General features: G+C 44.6%; 10 protein-coding genes. 4 read left to right on the plus strand and 6 right to left on the minus strand.

All coding sequences use genetic code 11. The features are described from left to right. Nucleotides 1-5: 5 nt before the first annotated feature. The 4 genes from QZ076_RS07625 (at nucleotide 6) to QZ076_RS07640 (ending at nucleotide 8,525) form a co-directional block, all read left to right on the plus strand. Nucleotides 6-1,529, plus strand: coding sequence for a RagB/SusD family nutrient uptake outer membrane protein (locus QZ076_RS07625; protein WP_293711983.1), 1,524 nt, complete (start codon nucleotides 6-8; stop codon nucleotides 1,527-1,529). A gap of 125 nt (nucleotides 1,530-1,654) precedes the next feature. Continuing rightward, a complete protein-coding gene (locus QZ076_RS07630) occupies nucleotides 1,655-3,667 on the plus strand; it encodes a trehalase family glycosidase (RefSeq protein WP_293711986.1) in 2,013 nt (670 codons plus the stop codon). Nucleotides 3,668-3,681: 14 nt separating this feature from the next. Beyond that, nucleotides 3,682-6,864: a glycoside hydrolase family 2 TIM barrel-domain containing protein gene (locus QZ076_RS07635; protein ID WP_293711989.1), complete on the plus strand. Its 3,183-nt coding sequence runs from the start codon at nucleotides 3,682-3,684 to the stop codon at nucleotides 6,862-6,864. Between the two features lie 80 nt (nucleotides 6,865-6,944). After that, nucleotides 6,945-8,525: a peptide chain release factor 3 gene (locus tag QZ076_RS07640; RefSeq protein WP_293711992.1), complete on the plus strand. Its 1,581-nt coding sequence runs from the start codon at nucleotides 6,945-6,947 to the stop codon at nucleotides 8,523-8,525. 87 nt (nucleotides 8,526-8,612) lie between these two features. Here QZ076_RS07640 and QZ076_RS07645 read toward each other — a convergent pair whose 3' ends face one another. The 6 genes from QZ076_RS07645 to QZ076_RS07670 all read right to left on the minus strand — a co-directional run. Further along, nucleotides 8,613-9,611 carry a glycoside hydrolase family 43 protein gene (locus tag QZ076_RS07645; protein ID WP_293711995.1) on the minus strand — a complete coding sequence of 333 codons (999 nt, stop codon included), beginning with the start codon at nucleotides 9,609-9,611 and terminating at the stop codon, nucleotides 8,613-8,615. A 439-nt stretch (nucleotides 9,612-10,050) separates the two neighbouring features. Then, complete coding sequence (locus tag QZ076_RS07650) at nucleotides 10,051-10,743, minus strand: YjjG family noncanonical pyrimidine nucleotidase (protein ID WP_293711998.1); 693 nt, start codon at nucleotides 10,741-10,743, stop codon at nucleotides 10,051-10,053. After that, entirely contained in the window at nucleotides 10,743-11,615 is an 873-nt protein-coding gene (locus QZ076_RS07655) for a hypothetical protein (protein ID WP_129731911.1), read from the minus strand. Before QZ076_RS07655 ends, QZ076_RS07650 begins: the two co-directional genes overlap by 1 nt. Nucleotides 11,616-11,633: 18 nt before the next feature. Then, entirely contained in the window at nucleotides 11,634-12,338 is a 705-nt protein-coding gene (gene rsmI, locus QZ076_RS07660) for a 16S rRNA (cytidine(1402)-2'-O)-methyltransferase (protein ID WP_129731913.1), read from the minus strand. Nucleotides 12,339-12,341: 3 nt separating this feature from the next. Further along, the gene (locus QZ076_RS07665; RefSeq protein WP_293712003.1) at nucleotides 12,342-13,118 is read right to left on the minus strand and encodes a hypothetical protein; all 777 of its coding nucleotides are present in this window, start codon (nucleotides 13,116-13,118) and stop codon (nucleotides 12,342-12,344) included. A gap of 109 nt (nucleotides 13,119-13,227) precedes the next feature. Next, nucleotides 13,228-14,397: ATP-dependent RecD-like DNA helicase (locus tag QZ076_RS07670; protein WP_293712006.1), on the minus strand; the 1,170-nt coding region annotated here is incomplete at its 5' end.

Consider the following 14,397-nt stretch of genomic DNA (forward strand, 5'->3'; position numbering starts at 1 on the left):
ATATCATGAAATTGAAGAATATATTTATTGCCGGTCTGGCACTTAGCTTAGGTTTATCGGCTTGTACGGGTACTTTTCTGGATGAGAAAACAAACCCGAATTATCTGACTCCGGGTATATTCTGGAAATCAGAAGGGGATATAATCAAGGGACTGACAGCTGCTTATGCTTATTTACAACCTAATATGGCGTGGGGAATGCCTTTCGAACGTTATATCGTAATAGATAACTATCGGAGTGATGAATTGGATTTCCGTGCTGATGTGACTTCATGGATGAACCTGGCAATGTACAACAATACACCGAACGATGCATTGGGCTACGGTGAATGGCGCGATTTGTTTAAAGGCATTAATTATTCCAATCAGTGTATTGACAATATCCCAACCGTAGAGGGCGTATCGGAAGAGGTAAAGAACCGTTCATTGGCGGAAGCCCGTTTCTTACGTGCATACTATTATTTCAGGTTGTACCTGAACTTTGGTGAACGGTTGCCTTTATATGAACATGAACTGAAGGGTACAGATGAAGAATTCTATCCTGAGCAATCACAACCCGGAGTTATTACCGGTTTTATCGAGAAGGAATTAACTGATGTGCAGAACTACTTACCGGAACCTGGTGAATGGAAACCGGAACAGGCAGGACGGGCCACAAAATATATGGCAGCAGGGATACTTGCTAAGTATTATATGTTCCGTAATCAACAGGATAAAGCGGAGATAGAATTGAAAAAAATCATAGACAGTGGCCAATACGAGTTGATCGACAACTATGGCGATCTGTGGGATGGATTGCATAAGAACAGCAAGGAAGCTGTATTTGAAGTTCAATACTCAGGAAATATGGATGGAGGTCGCCGCGAATTTAATCGTTTGGCTATCCATCTGGCCCCCAGTGACGCTGAAGGTTATGAAGAGGCATATCCCTCTTTCTGGCTATTTGATGTCATGAAGCAGGACAAAACGGTTGACGGTAATTACAGTGATCGACTATATGCTACGATTCTTTTCGACGATCCGAAGACCAAGGCATTCTACATGGAAGAGGGAAAACAATTTAGTGATTACCATTCGAAAGATGCTATTTACTGGCATAAGTTTGTTACTTGGGATGAGTCATTGAGTCAGTATTGGGATTGGAGTGCTTTTAATATTCCGGTAATTCGCTATGCGGATGTTCTTTTGTTATATGCAGAATGTCTTAATCACCGGGGAGCAACTTCGCAGGCTATCGACTATATCAATCAGGTTCGTGCACGTGTAAATGTTACGGCTCTCCCGAAAGATATGAATAAGGAAGCTGTATTGAAACATTTGCAGGATGTGGAACGTCCTTGTGAATTGGCGCTCGAAGGTTCCCGATGGTATGATCTGGTTCGTTGGGGTATTGTAGAACAGACCTTGAAAGAACATAAGAAACCATTCGTCGATAATTATGTTGACAGTAAACATAAACTGTTACCTATTCCACACGATGAATTCCTGCTGAATCCTGGCTGGGAACAAAATCCGAATTTCTCCAAATAGAAGCTGCTTAAATAACAAACAGTCACTTTGCAGCGTTACAAGCAATCTTTTGTAACGCTGCAGGGAGATTGTGTGTAAAGACTTAATTCTATTTATTGAATCTTCACTTTATAAACATTTCTATTATGAATAATATAATAAACTATTTTTCGGTTTATTCCGCCCTCCTATTGTCTTCCTGTAATATAGGTTTGAAGAACAACGTTTTGCCGGAGGAAATAAAAAATGACCGGGATGATTTTTATAACCTGATAAATATCAAGAATGTACCCCAAACAGAGAGTGATCGCGATTTTTTTGTCTTTGCTGATCTGGGTTCGTGGACTGGGTATGCATTACCTGAAAATGAAGAGAACAAGTTGGCCGGAAGTTTTATCGGACCTTATATGATGACGGGGAGAGGATGGATTGCCCGTTCGCTTGCAGAACCGATTATCCGGGTCGACGGTGAAAAGTTTGATCTTGCCCGTAATATACAGACTTCAAAATATTATCCGGGTAAGCTTGTACAGGAATTCAGGAACGAACAATTGAGTTTTGTGACCGAACTCTGTTTTTTATCTTCCCGTACCGCACTGATTCGTTCTCGTGTAGATAATACAGGTGGGAGAGAAGTATCTGTTTCTTTACAATGGCGTGGTGGAGTTTACGAGAACAGTGCTATTTTATCGGTAGAAGAGAAAGGGATAAGGATTGCCAATAATCGGGAACAGGCATTTACATATGCTTCGTTCCCCACAGCCGAAGATGTGCGGTTGGTAGGAACAGATAGTTTACTTGTCGTTGAAAAAGAAGAATTGCGACTTTCTCCCGGTGGTAGTTTTGAAACAGCATCAACCCAAACGTTTGCGTTTGATAGGGGAGCATTGGATAAAGAGCTCGAGCAGCTAAAAGATTTGGAAGTTAATCTTGTTTTTTCTGAAAATGAAAAACGTTGGAATACTTATTTATCATCTTTGTTCGACAATGATAGCCCGTTCATGAAAGAGAATAAGTACAGGCATGTCGTAGTCAAAGCTTTGATGACGCTCATAGCTAATTGGCGTACACCATCGGGAGATATCCTGCATGACGGTACATATCCATCCTATAACGGGTTCTTCGGTATTTGGTCGTGGGACTCATGGAAACATGCGGCGGCCAATGCCTTATATAATCCGGAAGAAGCCAAGAATGAGATACGTTGTCTTTTTGATTATCAGGCGGAGAATGGAATGATTCCCGATTTTGTGAGTCGTAATAAAGAACGGATCAACTGGCGTGATACAAAGCCCCCTTTAGCTGCATGGGCTGTCAAGTGCATTTATGATGCTACCGGTGACAAGGCTTTTGTGGCGGAAATGTTCGATAAACTGTACAAGTATCATCAATGGTGGTATACCGATCGCGACCACGATAAGAATGGTATCTGTGAATATGGCTCTACTGATGGAACTCTTGTGGCGGCCTGTTGGGAAAGCGGTATGGATAACGGAGTTCGTTTCGACGATGCCGTCATGCTGAAGAATGAACCGGAAAAAGCCTGGTCGATGAATCAGGAGAACATCTGCCTTAATTCTTTCCTTTATGCCGAAAAGAACTTTTTGGCTGAAATGGCGGAGATACTAGATAAGAAAGAACTGGCATTACAACTGAATAAAGAGGCGGAAGCCCTAAAAAATCATATACAGACGAAGATGTTCGATGAAGAAACTGGCTTCTTTTATGATACCCGGTTGGGAACCGGAGAGTTCATAAAAGTGATGGGGGCTGAATGCTGGTTGCCTCTCTGGGCCGGGGTTGCTACTTCACAGCAGGCACGTAAAGTGTTGGAAAAGATGCTTGATCCGGAAAAGTTCAATTCGAAAGTTCCATTAGGTACACTGGCTGTCAGCCATCCAAGGCTACGCCCTACCCGTGGGTACTGGCGTGGTCCCGTTTGGATCGATCAGGTGTACTTCGGTGTGACAGGTTTGCGTAAATATGGTTTTAATAAAGAAGCTGATCAGCTAATAACCCAATATATCGACAATGTTCAGGGATTACTTACGGACGGACCTATACATGAAAATTATAATCCACTTACGGGTGAAACCTTGAACTGTCCGAATTTTAGCTGGTCGTCGGCTATGACTATTAGAATGTTGTTGAATAAATAAAGATACACATATATATGAGAAAACAATTATTGTTCTTTATAGGCGTGTCCGGTTTTTTGTTTGCTGCCCATGCTCAGTATGATGGGGCACCTATGGAAAAGCCTCAGGAGAAAAAAGAAGAGGTAAAAGAGTTGCGCCATGATAAATATCCTCATTCGGATAACGATTGGGAAAACTACGATGTATTACATATCAATCGTTTGCCTTCTGCCGCTACTTTCTTAGGCTATCCGACGAAGGAGCTGGCTGTTAACAATGTGAAGTCGGCCTCACCTTATTATTTGTGCCTGAATGGAACCTGGAAGTTTCATTATGTCCCGAAGGTGGCTGAACGTCCACTGGATTTTTGGAAACAGGAATTTGATATTTCCGGTTGGGCTGATATTACCGTGCCGGGAAACTGGGAACTGCAAGGTTTTGGTTATCCCTTTTATGTAGGTAGCGGCTATGGTTTCAAAAAGAATCCGCCGTTGATTCCGGCCGACAACAGTCCTGTAGGTTCTTATAAAAAGAAGTTTACTGTGCCGGCTGACTGGAAGAACCGTCAGGTCGTTCTCCATTTTGGCTCTGTGGCATCTTCTTTTTATGTTTGGGTCAATGGTAAACAGATCGGTTATTCGCAGGATTCAAAAACTCCGGCCGAATTTGATCTCTCCGACTTCCTGAATTGGGGAGGAGAAAACGAGATAGCTGTCCAGGTCTTTAAGTTCAGTGACGGGTACTATTTGGAAGATCAGGATTTCTGGCGCTTTGCCGGTATACAGCGGGATGTATATCTGTATGCCCGCCCTCAAACGCATATTCGTGATTTTGAGGTAGTGACTGACTTGGACGAGTTGTATACTGATGCTGATTTCAGCCTGTATCTTGAGCTAGGGAATAGAAATCCGGAAAAGATAAAAGGTGCTGAAATAGAGATCGATCTGCAGGAACCGGATGGTCGTAGTATTTATGCGGAACGGAAAAAACTGCAAAAAGGAAGCTCGGATATTGAATTCCACCAAAAGATCATTGCACCGCGGCTTTGGAGTGCAGAAAAGCCTAATCTGTATCGCCTACTGTTGACCTTGCGCATAAACGGAAAAGTGGAAGAAGTTGTTTCCCGCTTTATTGGTTTCCGGGAATGTGAGATGAAACATGCCCGCTTATGGGTAAACGGTAAACCTGTATATATAAAAGGAGTGAACAGGCACGAGCACGATGCCGTAACCGGACATGTTGTCGATGAAGCATCGATGATTAAATACTTGCAATTGATGAAACAATTCAATATCAATAGTGTGCGTACCTCTCATTACCCGAACGATCCGCGTTGGTACGAACTTTGCGATCTGTATGGCATTTATGTAGTAGATGAAGCGAATATCGAAAGTCATGGAATGGGATATGATCCCGATAAATGTCTGGCTAATCAGCCGGAATGGGAAAAAGCATTTGTTGATCGTACGGAACGCATGTTTGAAAGAGATAAAAACCACCCCTGTGTCATTGCCTGGTCGTTGGGTAATGAAACGGGTGAAGGCTGTAACTTTGCAATGACTTATAAATGGATACATGCTCACGACAAGTCGCATCGTCCGGTACATTCGGAGGATGGGATCAAGGGACCTTATACGGATATCTTCTGTCCGATGTATAAGAAACTGGATGTACTGATCAATTGGACCCTTTATATGCCGGACAAACCGCTTATCCTTTGCGAGTATGCACATGCGATGGGTAACAGCGTCGGTAATTTACAAGGTTACTGGGATGTGATAGAGAAATACCCGAGTCTGCAGGGTGGATTTATCTGGGACTGGGTCGATCAGGGAATCGCACAGAAAACTCCGGAGGGCCGTTTCTATTGGGCATACGGTGGAGATATGGCACCAGAAGGAACGCCAAGCAGCAAGAACTTCTGTATGAATGGATTGATCGCTGCTGACCGTACATTGAAGCCGCACATATGGGAAGTGAAGAAAGTTTACCAGAACATTGCTTTCCGGCTGGCCGATTATCACAAAGGGTTGGTCGAATTGACAAATAAATACTTTTTCACCGACCTCTCCGATTTCACGTTCGGTTGGCGTCTGGAAGGAAACGGCGAAGTATTGGCTACCGGGGTAATCGATGAAGTGGAACTGCCTGCCCAGGAGAAAGGTTTATTCAGAACTTCTTTCCCTACTATCGAACAAGAACCAGGTGTAGAGTATTATCTGAATTTCTATGCGTATCAGAAATCGGATGCCGGATTATTGAAAGCCGGTGAAGAGTTGGCTAGTGAACAAGTAAAACTGCCGTTCGGTAAGTCGGCTGTATCGGTACAGACTTCTGTTCCGTTGAAAGCAGAGGAGCATGACGGACGTATAGAAGTGACAGGAGGAAAGATGAAAGTAGCTTTCGATCTTTCTACCGGAGCTTTATGTTCTTATATGTTCGGAGGAAAAGAAATGATAAAGAAAGCTTTGCAGCCTAACTTCTGGCGCCCGTCTACGGATAACGACCTGGGGAGTGATCTGGCTAAGCGGTGTGACCCATGGCGGCATGCAGGGCGGGATGCAAAATTAATACAGACCGAAAAACAGCAGATCGCAAATGATAAATACGAACTGATATCCACTTACCGGTTACCGGAATCGGTCGATCATTCTACTTTTGTTATAAAATACCTGGTTTCAGGGGAGGGATATGTCGATGTGAATTGCCTCTTCATACCAGCCAATGACACTTTACCGTTGCTGCCTCGTTTGGGAGTAAGTCTGACATTGACCCCCGAGTATGACCAGATGGAATGGTTCGGACGCGGACCGCATGAAAACTATTGTGATCGTTATACAAGTGCATTTGTCGGGCGTTATAAAGGTAGTGTCTGGGAGCAGTATTTTCCTTACGACCGTCCGCAGGAAAACGGTAACAAGACCGAAGTCCGCTGGATGACTCTCACCAATATGCAGGGGAGCGGATTGAAAGCTGTAGGTCAACCTTACATCAGTACCAGTGCTTACTTGTTCCCGACTGACGACCTGAGTGAAGTCGATCTGAAGAAACACCAACGTCACATGTCCGATATTCATCCGAAAGACATGGTTACCTGGAATATCGACTGGAAACAAATGGGCGTAGGAGGAGACACCAGTTGGGGTGCCTATCCGCATCAACCGTATTTGATACCGGCAGTAAGGCGTAACTTCGGATTCCGTTTATATCCATTATAATTAGGTAGGGGCAGGTTTGGAATCTGCCCCTTCGTTTTGTATCTTTGCCGCGTCTTTGTAAAAACTATATTAAGAATAAGATGAGTCAATATTCAGAAGAGATTAAAAGAAGAAGAACGTTTGCTATTGTCAGCCACCCGGATGCCGGTAAGACTACGCTTACAGAAAAGCTGTTGCTGTTCGGAGGGGCTATTCATGTGGCCGGTGCCGTAAAGTCCAATAAGATTAAGAAGACGGCGACATCCGACTGGATGGAGATAGAAAAACAACGTGGAATCTCCGTTGCAACCTCTGTAATGGCTTTCGACTATGAAGATCATAAAGTAAATATCCTCGATACTCCCGGTCACCAGGACTTCGCCGAAGATACTTTCCGCACATTGACGGCCGTAGACAGTGTGATTATCGTGATCGACATTGCCAAGGGGGTGGAAGCACAGACCCGTAAACTGATGGAAGTCTGCCGTATGCGTAAGACCCCGGTGATCGTGTTTGTCAACAAGATGGACCGCGACGGTAAAGATCCTTTCGATCTTCTGGATGAGATTGAAGAAGAATTGCATATCAATGTACGCCCCTTGAGTTGGCCGATCGATATGGGACAGCGCTTCAAAGGCGTATATAATATATATGAACAGAAACTCGACCTGTATACTCCGAGTAAACAGTATGTAACGGAGAAGATCGAGTTTAACGATATCAACAGTCCGGAACTGGAAAATCATATCGGTGATACCCTGGCCGATAAACTTCGTGCCGACATCGAACTGATCGAAGGAGTTTACCCGGAGTTCGATGTAAATACGTATCTGAAAGGAGATATCGCTCCCGTGTTCTTTGGTTCTGCCTTGAATAATTTCGGTGTGAAAGAGTTGCTCGACTGCTTTGTCAAGATCGCCCCCTCGCCCCGTCCTATACAGGCTGTCGAACGTGTGGTCGATCCGGAGGAAGATAACTTTACAGGCTTTATCTTCAAGATTCATGCGAATATGGACCCGAATCACCGCAGTTGTATTGCTTTCGTGAAGATCTGTTCGGGTCGTTTCGAACGTAATGCGCCTTACAAGCATGTCCGCTTCGGTAAGCAACTGCGTTTCAGTAGCCCGACAGCGTTTATGGCTCAGAAGAAGGAGACGGTGGATGAAGCTTTTGCCGGCGATATCATCGGTCTGCCCGATACCGGAAACTTCAAGATCGGCGATACGCTTACCGGCGGTGAAGAGTTGCACTTTAAAGGATTGCCAAGCTTCTCTCCGGAAATGTTCAAATACATCGAGAACGCCGATCCGATGAAGGCTAAGCAGCTGAACAAGGGCATCGAGCAGTTGATGGACGAAGGGGTTGCACAGTTGTTTACGAACCAGTTCAACGGTCGTAAGATCATCGGTACGGTAGGACAGTTGCAGTTTGAAGTTATCCAGTACCGCTTGTTGCATGAATACGGTGCACAATGTAAATGGGAGCCGATCAGCCTCTATAAAGCCTGCTGGATCGAAAGTGAAAACCAGACAGCTTTGGAAAACTTCAAGAAACGTAAATCGCAGTATATGGCCGTCGACAAGGAAGGTCGTGATGTCTATCTGGCCGACTCCGGCTATGTATTGACGATGGCACAGCAGGACTTCCCGGATATCAAGTTCCACTTTACTTCTGAGTTCTGATAAAATTGAACAAACAAACTCATTCTATATAAGAAGAGCCGTGTCGATACTTTCAACACGGCTCTTTCCATATCTGACCATCTGCTTTTATTTATAAGGCTTTCCAATCACCAGCTTATCTCCCGACAGATCGACCTCGAACAAGTGGGGAATGCGGCGGTAATGCCCGTTTATATCCTCATGGCTGTGGACAGACATCATCCAATTACCTTCCAGCGTCTGGAACAACATTCCGTGTCCGAAGTTCTGTGGCGTGATAATCTCTTTTTCCTGAATCCAGGGACCGTCCAGTGTGCCGCTTTCCGAATAAGCCACTCCTTGTACATATATATTATAGATCCAGCTGGTCCAGATCATACCCAGGCGTCCGGTTCCTGTTGTAAAGAGATAAGGGCCGTCGGTTACTTTGTGCGGACCGATCTTTCCGTTCTCATCTTTCTCACGGCTCCACGGGGAATCGCTGGCACGGAAAAGGACTTTTCCTTCACCGATAGATCCGCTCAGATCCGGTTTCAGTTTGATCTTTTCGATCGTTCCGTTCCAGTTCTGTAACCATTCATAGCAATATACCATATAAGGTTTCCCGTCTTTGTCTATCCAGAACGTTCCGTCGAGTGTCGGTTTATCGGCCGGCAGATAGGTCGGGTCCTTCATAGGGACGTAAGGACCATCCGGCTTATCACTCACCAGGATATGTGAAGCACGTCGCTCTATCGGAGTACCGTGAACGGTATCGATCGTTATCGCCTGGTTCGTGAATGTGGCGAAGTAGTAGTATTTATCCTTGTACTGATGTAACTCTGCCGCCCAGATCATCGGATGGGGGCCCATCCACGATTGCGGATCAGTCTGTGCAACCTGAAAAGGTCCTTCCCATAATTTCAGATCTTTACTTTTCCAAAGCATACCACCGGTCCCAGTCATATAATACATGGAAGTTTTCCGGTCAGCCAGAATAGCCGGGTCACTTAACACAATAGAATCCAGTGGAATATCCTTTTTTACCAATATATTCCCTTTTCTTTGGGCCGGAAGTATAAGTGAACACGTCAGGCAAGCCAATACAATTAGGCAAAGTTTGTTCATAATAATGATATTTACAGTTAATAATACGAGTAGTCAAAACACTTATCGTTTGCAAAAATAGAAATATATTCTTACAAAGCAACTTGTATCCCCTTGTTTCTTTGCCGGTAAGCTTTCAGTACAAGACAAAGTTGCAGAGGCGACCATAATTTCCTCGGTAGGAAACGCGAATTTCCTCTGCAGGGAATTGGAGTTTCCTGCCTGGGAAATTGCAGTTTCCTACGGAGGGAACTAGAGTTTCCTAAGAAGGAAATTGTCGGGAAACTGGAGTTTCTAAACTTCTGAACTACGAGGAAACTGTAATTGGTTGATTAATAATGAATAGAATAGATACAGGATGTGCCTGTATCTATGTGTTATTTCATCCTGAAGATATGTCTGAAAAATATTTTTTACTGTCAATTATAAATACAAAAGAGAAACGTGCATTCTATGGAAATTATAATATCCTTTTTATCTCTTCTAGGCTGCTAACCGTATAAGTCGGAGTGAATTTCTGGGGAGGTAACCCTTGTGGATTGAACCAGAGTTGATCTATCCGCGATTGGTGGGCACCGATGATATCGGCTTCGAAACAGTCGCCTATCATCAGGGTTTCGTTGCGACGGGAGTTGGTGTTGATCAGGGCGAAGTCGAAAATACCTTTATGCGGCTTTTGGATACCGGCATCTTCCGACAGGATCATTCGTTTGAAGTAAGGAGCCAGTCCGGAGTTGCGGAGCTTCTTGTCTTGTACTTCGCGGAAACCGTTCGATAAGATATACATACGGTAAGAGGGGCGAAGGTATTCCAGTAATTCGATAGCACCTTCGACAAGCCGTGTCTTGGTTGTGGTGCGTTGCAGGAAATCGTTGTTGACTGCCAGCACATCCTTGGTATCTTCAATACCCATCGGGCGTAGCATATAACGGAAACGGTCGACGATAAGCGTTTGCCGGTCGATCTCTCCGGCGCGGTATTGTTTCCACAGCAATTCGTTGTGCGGCCAATAGATATCAAAGAAAGCCTCGAAGGAGGCATAATACCGGTCAAAGTGGTGATCGGTATAAATCTCTTCGAGGCATTCTTTATTATTATGGTACGTATCCCAAAGGGTATCGTCCAAATCTATAAAGAGGTTTTTGTATTTCATCATCCTACTTCGATAACCAGATATTTACCCAGGCTCCAGAATGTTTTCGGGTCTGTGATATTCAATGTCAGATTACCGTCTTCGTCTTTCACGAATTCGTAAGAACCTTCCGGATGGTTGGATTTCAGTTTTGCTTTACCGGCGAATAATGGAATTTCTTTTACTTCACGGATATCTACAGAGATAAAGTAATCCTTGTTGAAGCCGCTCTGCAATACTTTTGATTTAGAGAAAAGGCCGCCTCCGGAAAGAATCTTCTGATCTTTCAGTTCTTTGGCAGTACCGAAACAGTAGTAAGCGGTGTTGAGTGCTTTGTCCTGTTTGTTCAGTTTGTCGGACTGGGCAGCTGCTGTTGTAGCCAGGCTTTCCACATCTTCATTCAGCGAAGAAACCATTTCGTCCAGTTCCTGGATACGTACGTTCTTCTTCGCCAGGTCTTCCTGAAGGGCGACGATCATAGTTGCTTTCTGATCCAGTTCGGATGAAAGGCGGTTGATCGTTTTCTTCAGTGCGGCTGACTGGATACCGCTCTTTTTCAGTTTGTCTTCCAGCTGACTGATCGTTTCCTTATTCTTTTTCAGGGTTTCGCTGATCAGTTGCATGTTTTCTTTGATCTGTTCGCGATTGCTTTTGCTGAATTCGCCACCTGATTGCTGCTGAAGGTTCAGGTAGTTTTCAGCATCACGGATAGACTGTATGTCTGCCTCTACATCATTTAATGTAGTAAGGATTTCATTCATTTCGCTGGATGCTTTCGTATTCTCTATTTTCAAAGAATCGTTTTCAGCTTTCAACTTCTTATATTCTGCCGAGTTCTGTCCGCAGGATACCAGTAATGTTGCGCAGGTACAAACCAATAATAACTTTTTCATTTTCTTCTTGTTTTTGAATTAAACATCTTTTTCTGTCTCTTTTTCTTTTTTATCTTTCAAGCCTGCTAATACTATAACAATCTCACCTCTCGGATCGTTCACGGTAAAGTGCGCTATAACCTCTTCCAGGGTTCCACGGACAGTCTCCTCATGCAATTTGGATATTTCACGTGAGACGGAGACTTGCCGGTCGCTCCCGAAGAATTCGGCTAGTTGGGTTAGCGTCTTTACTAATCGGAAAGGTGACTCATAAAAAATGATCGTTCTGTTTTCGGTAGACAACTCCTTCAGGCGGGTCTGACGTCCTTTCTTCTGAGGGAGGAATCCTTCGAAGCAGAATTTCTCGTTGGGTAACCCCGAGTTAACCAGGGCCGGAACGAAAGCAGTGGCTCCCGGAAGGCATTCGACATCTACACCTTGTCGTACACATTCCCTGACCAGCATAAAGCCGGGATCGGAAATGGCCGGCGTACCGGCATCGGAAACAAGTGCTATGTTTTCGCCGCCTTTGATGCGGGAGGCGATTTGCTCCACGGTCTTATGTTCGTTAAACTTGTGGTGCGACTGCATCTTGTTCTGTATCTCAAAATGTTTCAGCAGAATACCGGTCGTACGTGTATCTTCAGCCAGGATCAGATCGGCCTCTTTCAATACACGGATAGCCCGGAAGGTCATATCTTCCAGGTTTCCTACGGGAGTCGGTACAACTGTTAACTTTGCCATATCTTATAGGAATCGTTTTTCAAGTAGTTTGATGAAGTCGGCTACGGCTTCATCTTCTATATTCCATTTCAGTTCGTTATTTAAATAGGTGACCGATTCCTCGTACGAATGAATATCGTTGAGGTCGGTGATCGCCTTATTCATTTTTTCTTCATTACCTCCGAACAACTCGCGACGGAAACGGAAACGGTCGTTCAGGCTGAATGCCTTACGGAAGTCGGAGAGATTTTTCTTCTCCAGTATATCACTCAGAAAAACACCTTGTTTCTCAATCACGGATTTGTGAAGCACTTCTGTAGCGGTCTTAGGTTCGACAACGGGTACTGAGGCTGGTTCGGGCTGCATGATAACAGCCGGTTCCGGCACAGTGGCTTCCGGTTGCTGATTAACCGGCTCCGGTTGAACAGGCTTCTTTTCTTCTATAATGATTTCTTTCTTTTCAATGATTACTTCGCGGACAACTTCCTTCGGTTCCTCTTCCCGGAGGGTAACGGTTTCTTCAACCGTCTCTTCCTTCGCTTCGGGTACAACAGGCATCGGTGCGGCTACCGGGGTCGGCAATGATTGGATCAATGCCTGATGAGCTTCCATCTGTTCGCGCAACATCTCGATCTGGGCTGTTTCCAGCGAATGAAGGTCATTCAGTATCTTGTGTGTCAGATTAAATGTCTGGCTAAAGAAGGATACCGGATAAACTTCTGCATCACGCATTCCGGCTATCAACGTCTCTAGTTCCTTGAGGTCAAGTAACAGATAATCTATTTTTTCTTTATTTGCCATTCCTAAATTTAATATTTATAAGACCGTGTTTACAACGCTTTTGTCTTAATTGCAACAAAAATAACTATTTCTATTCATGTAACGTGATTAATAGGTAAAAAATGTGCTGTCACTCAACAAATTCATCCGGCAAATTAACTAAATATAGCCGGTGAGTGGCACGGGTGAAGGCTGTGTAGAGCCAACGGTAGAAGTCTTCGCCCAACATTTCTTCTGTCATGTAGCCAATATCGAGGAAGACGTTCATCCATTGTCCGCCCTGGGCTTTGTGGCAGGTGATGGCGTAGGCATATTTTACCTGTACCACATTGTAGTGCGGGTCGGCCTTCATCTTTTTCATCTTACCTGCTTTGGTCGGAATATCGTCATAGTCTTCCAGTATGGTGTAGAATAATTTATCGTTAAGCTCTTTAGGGAGGGCGGGAGCGTCTGTCTGCAAGGTGTCCAGCAGGATCTTGATATCCATTTCGAGGTCGTAATCCTGAAAACGTACGGTGACATCGGCAAAGCGGAATCCGTATAGTTCGCTGGTACGCCTGACACGGAGCACCTGCACGATCTCTCCGTTGGCGATGAAGTCCATCTCTTTGCATTCGCTGGTCCAGTAGTAGTTGTTCTTAGCTACCATCAGGCGGTCGCCCGACGATAATTCTTCTTCCCTATACAGGATACGGTTGCGGATGCCGTTATTGTAGATCGTTGCCCGCTTGTTCGACCGGCAGATGATCATTGTATCTTCCAGACCGTCGCGACTGTAAGCCGACGATATCTCTTCGATCAATTCGTCGCCGTTCACTTTCCTGAAATCGGCGAATCCTTTCAGATTGAGCTTCGGATAGAACTCTACGGTGTTTTCCCGCAAGGCATTACGTAAGCGGGTGGCATTGAACAGGATACCGGAATCTTCACTTTGTCTGACTACCTGTGTCAACGTGATTTCGCTGACTGTGAGGTTATAGCCTTTCAATATCTCAGCATTCAGTGCCGGGCTTTCAGTCTGCATGACCGGCGGAAGCTGTGCCACGTCGCCCATCAGGATCAGCCGGCAGTTCTCGCCGGAGTAAACATACTGTATCAGATCGTCCAGTAAACGTCCTGTGCCGAAAAATGATGAATCCAACCCGTCGTTCGAGATCATGGAGGCTTCATCTACTATAAATAATGTATCTTTATGTAAATTGTCTGCAGGTAAAAATCCGGTCGGTTCGTTGGAGAAAGCCTTTTGCCGGTAAATCTTTTTATGTATGGTAAAGGCTTTATGACCGGAGTAATTAGAGAA

It is taken from the genome of uncultured Parabacteroides sp. (assembly GCF_905196875.1).
Classification (GTDB): domain Bacteria; phylum Bacteroidota; class Bacteroidia; order Bacteroidales; family Tannerellaceae; genus Parabacteroides.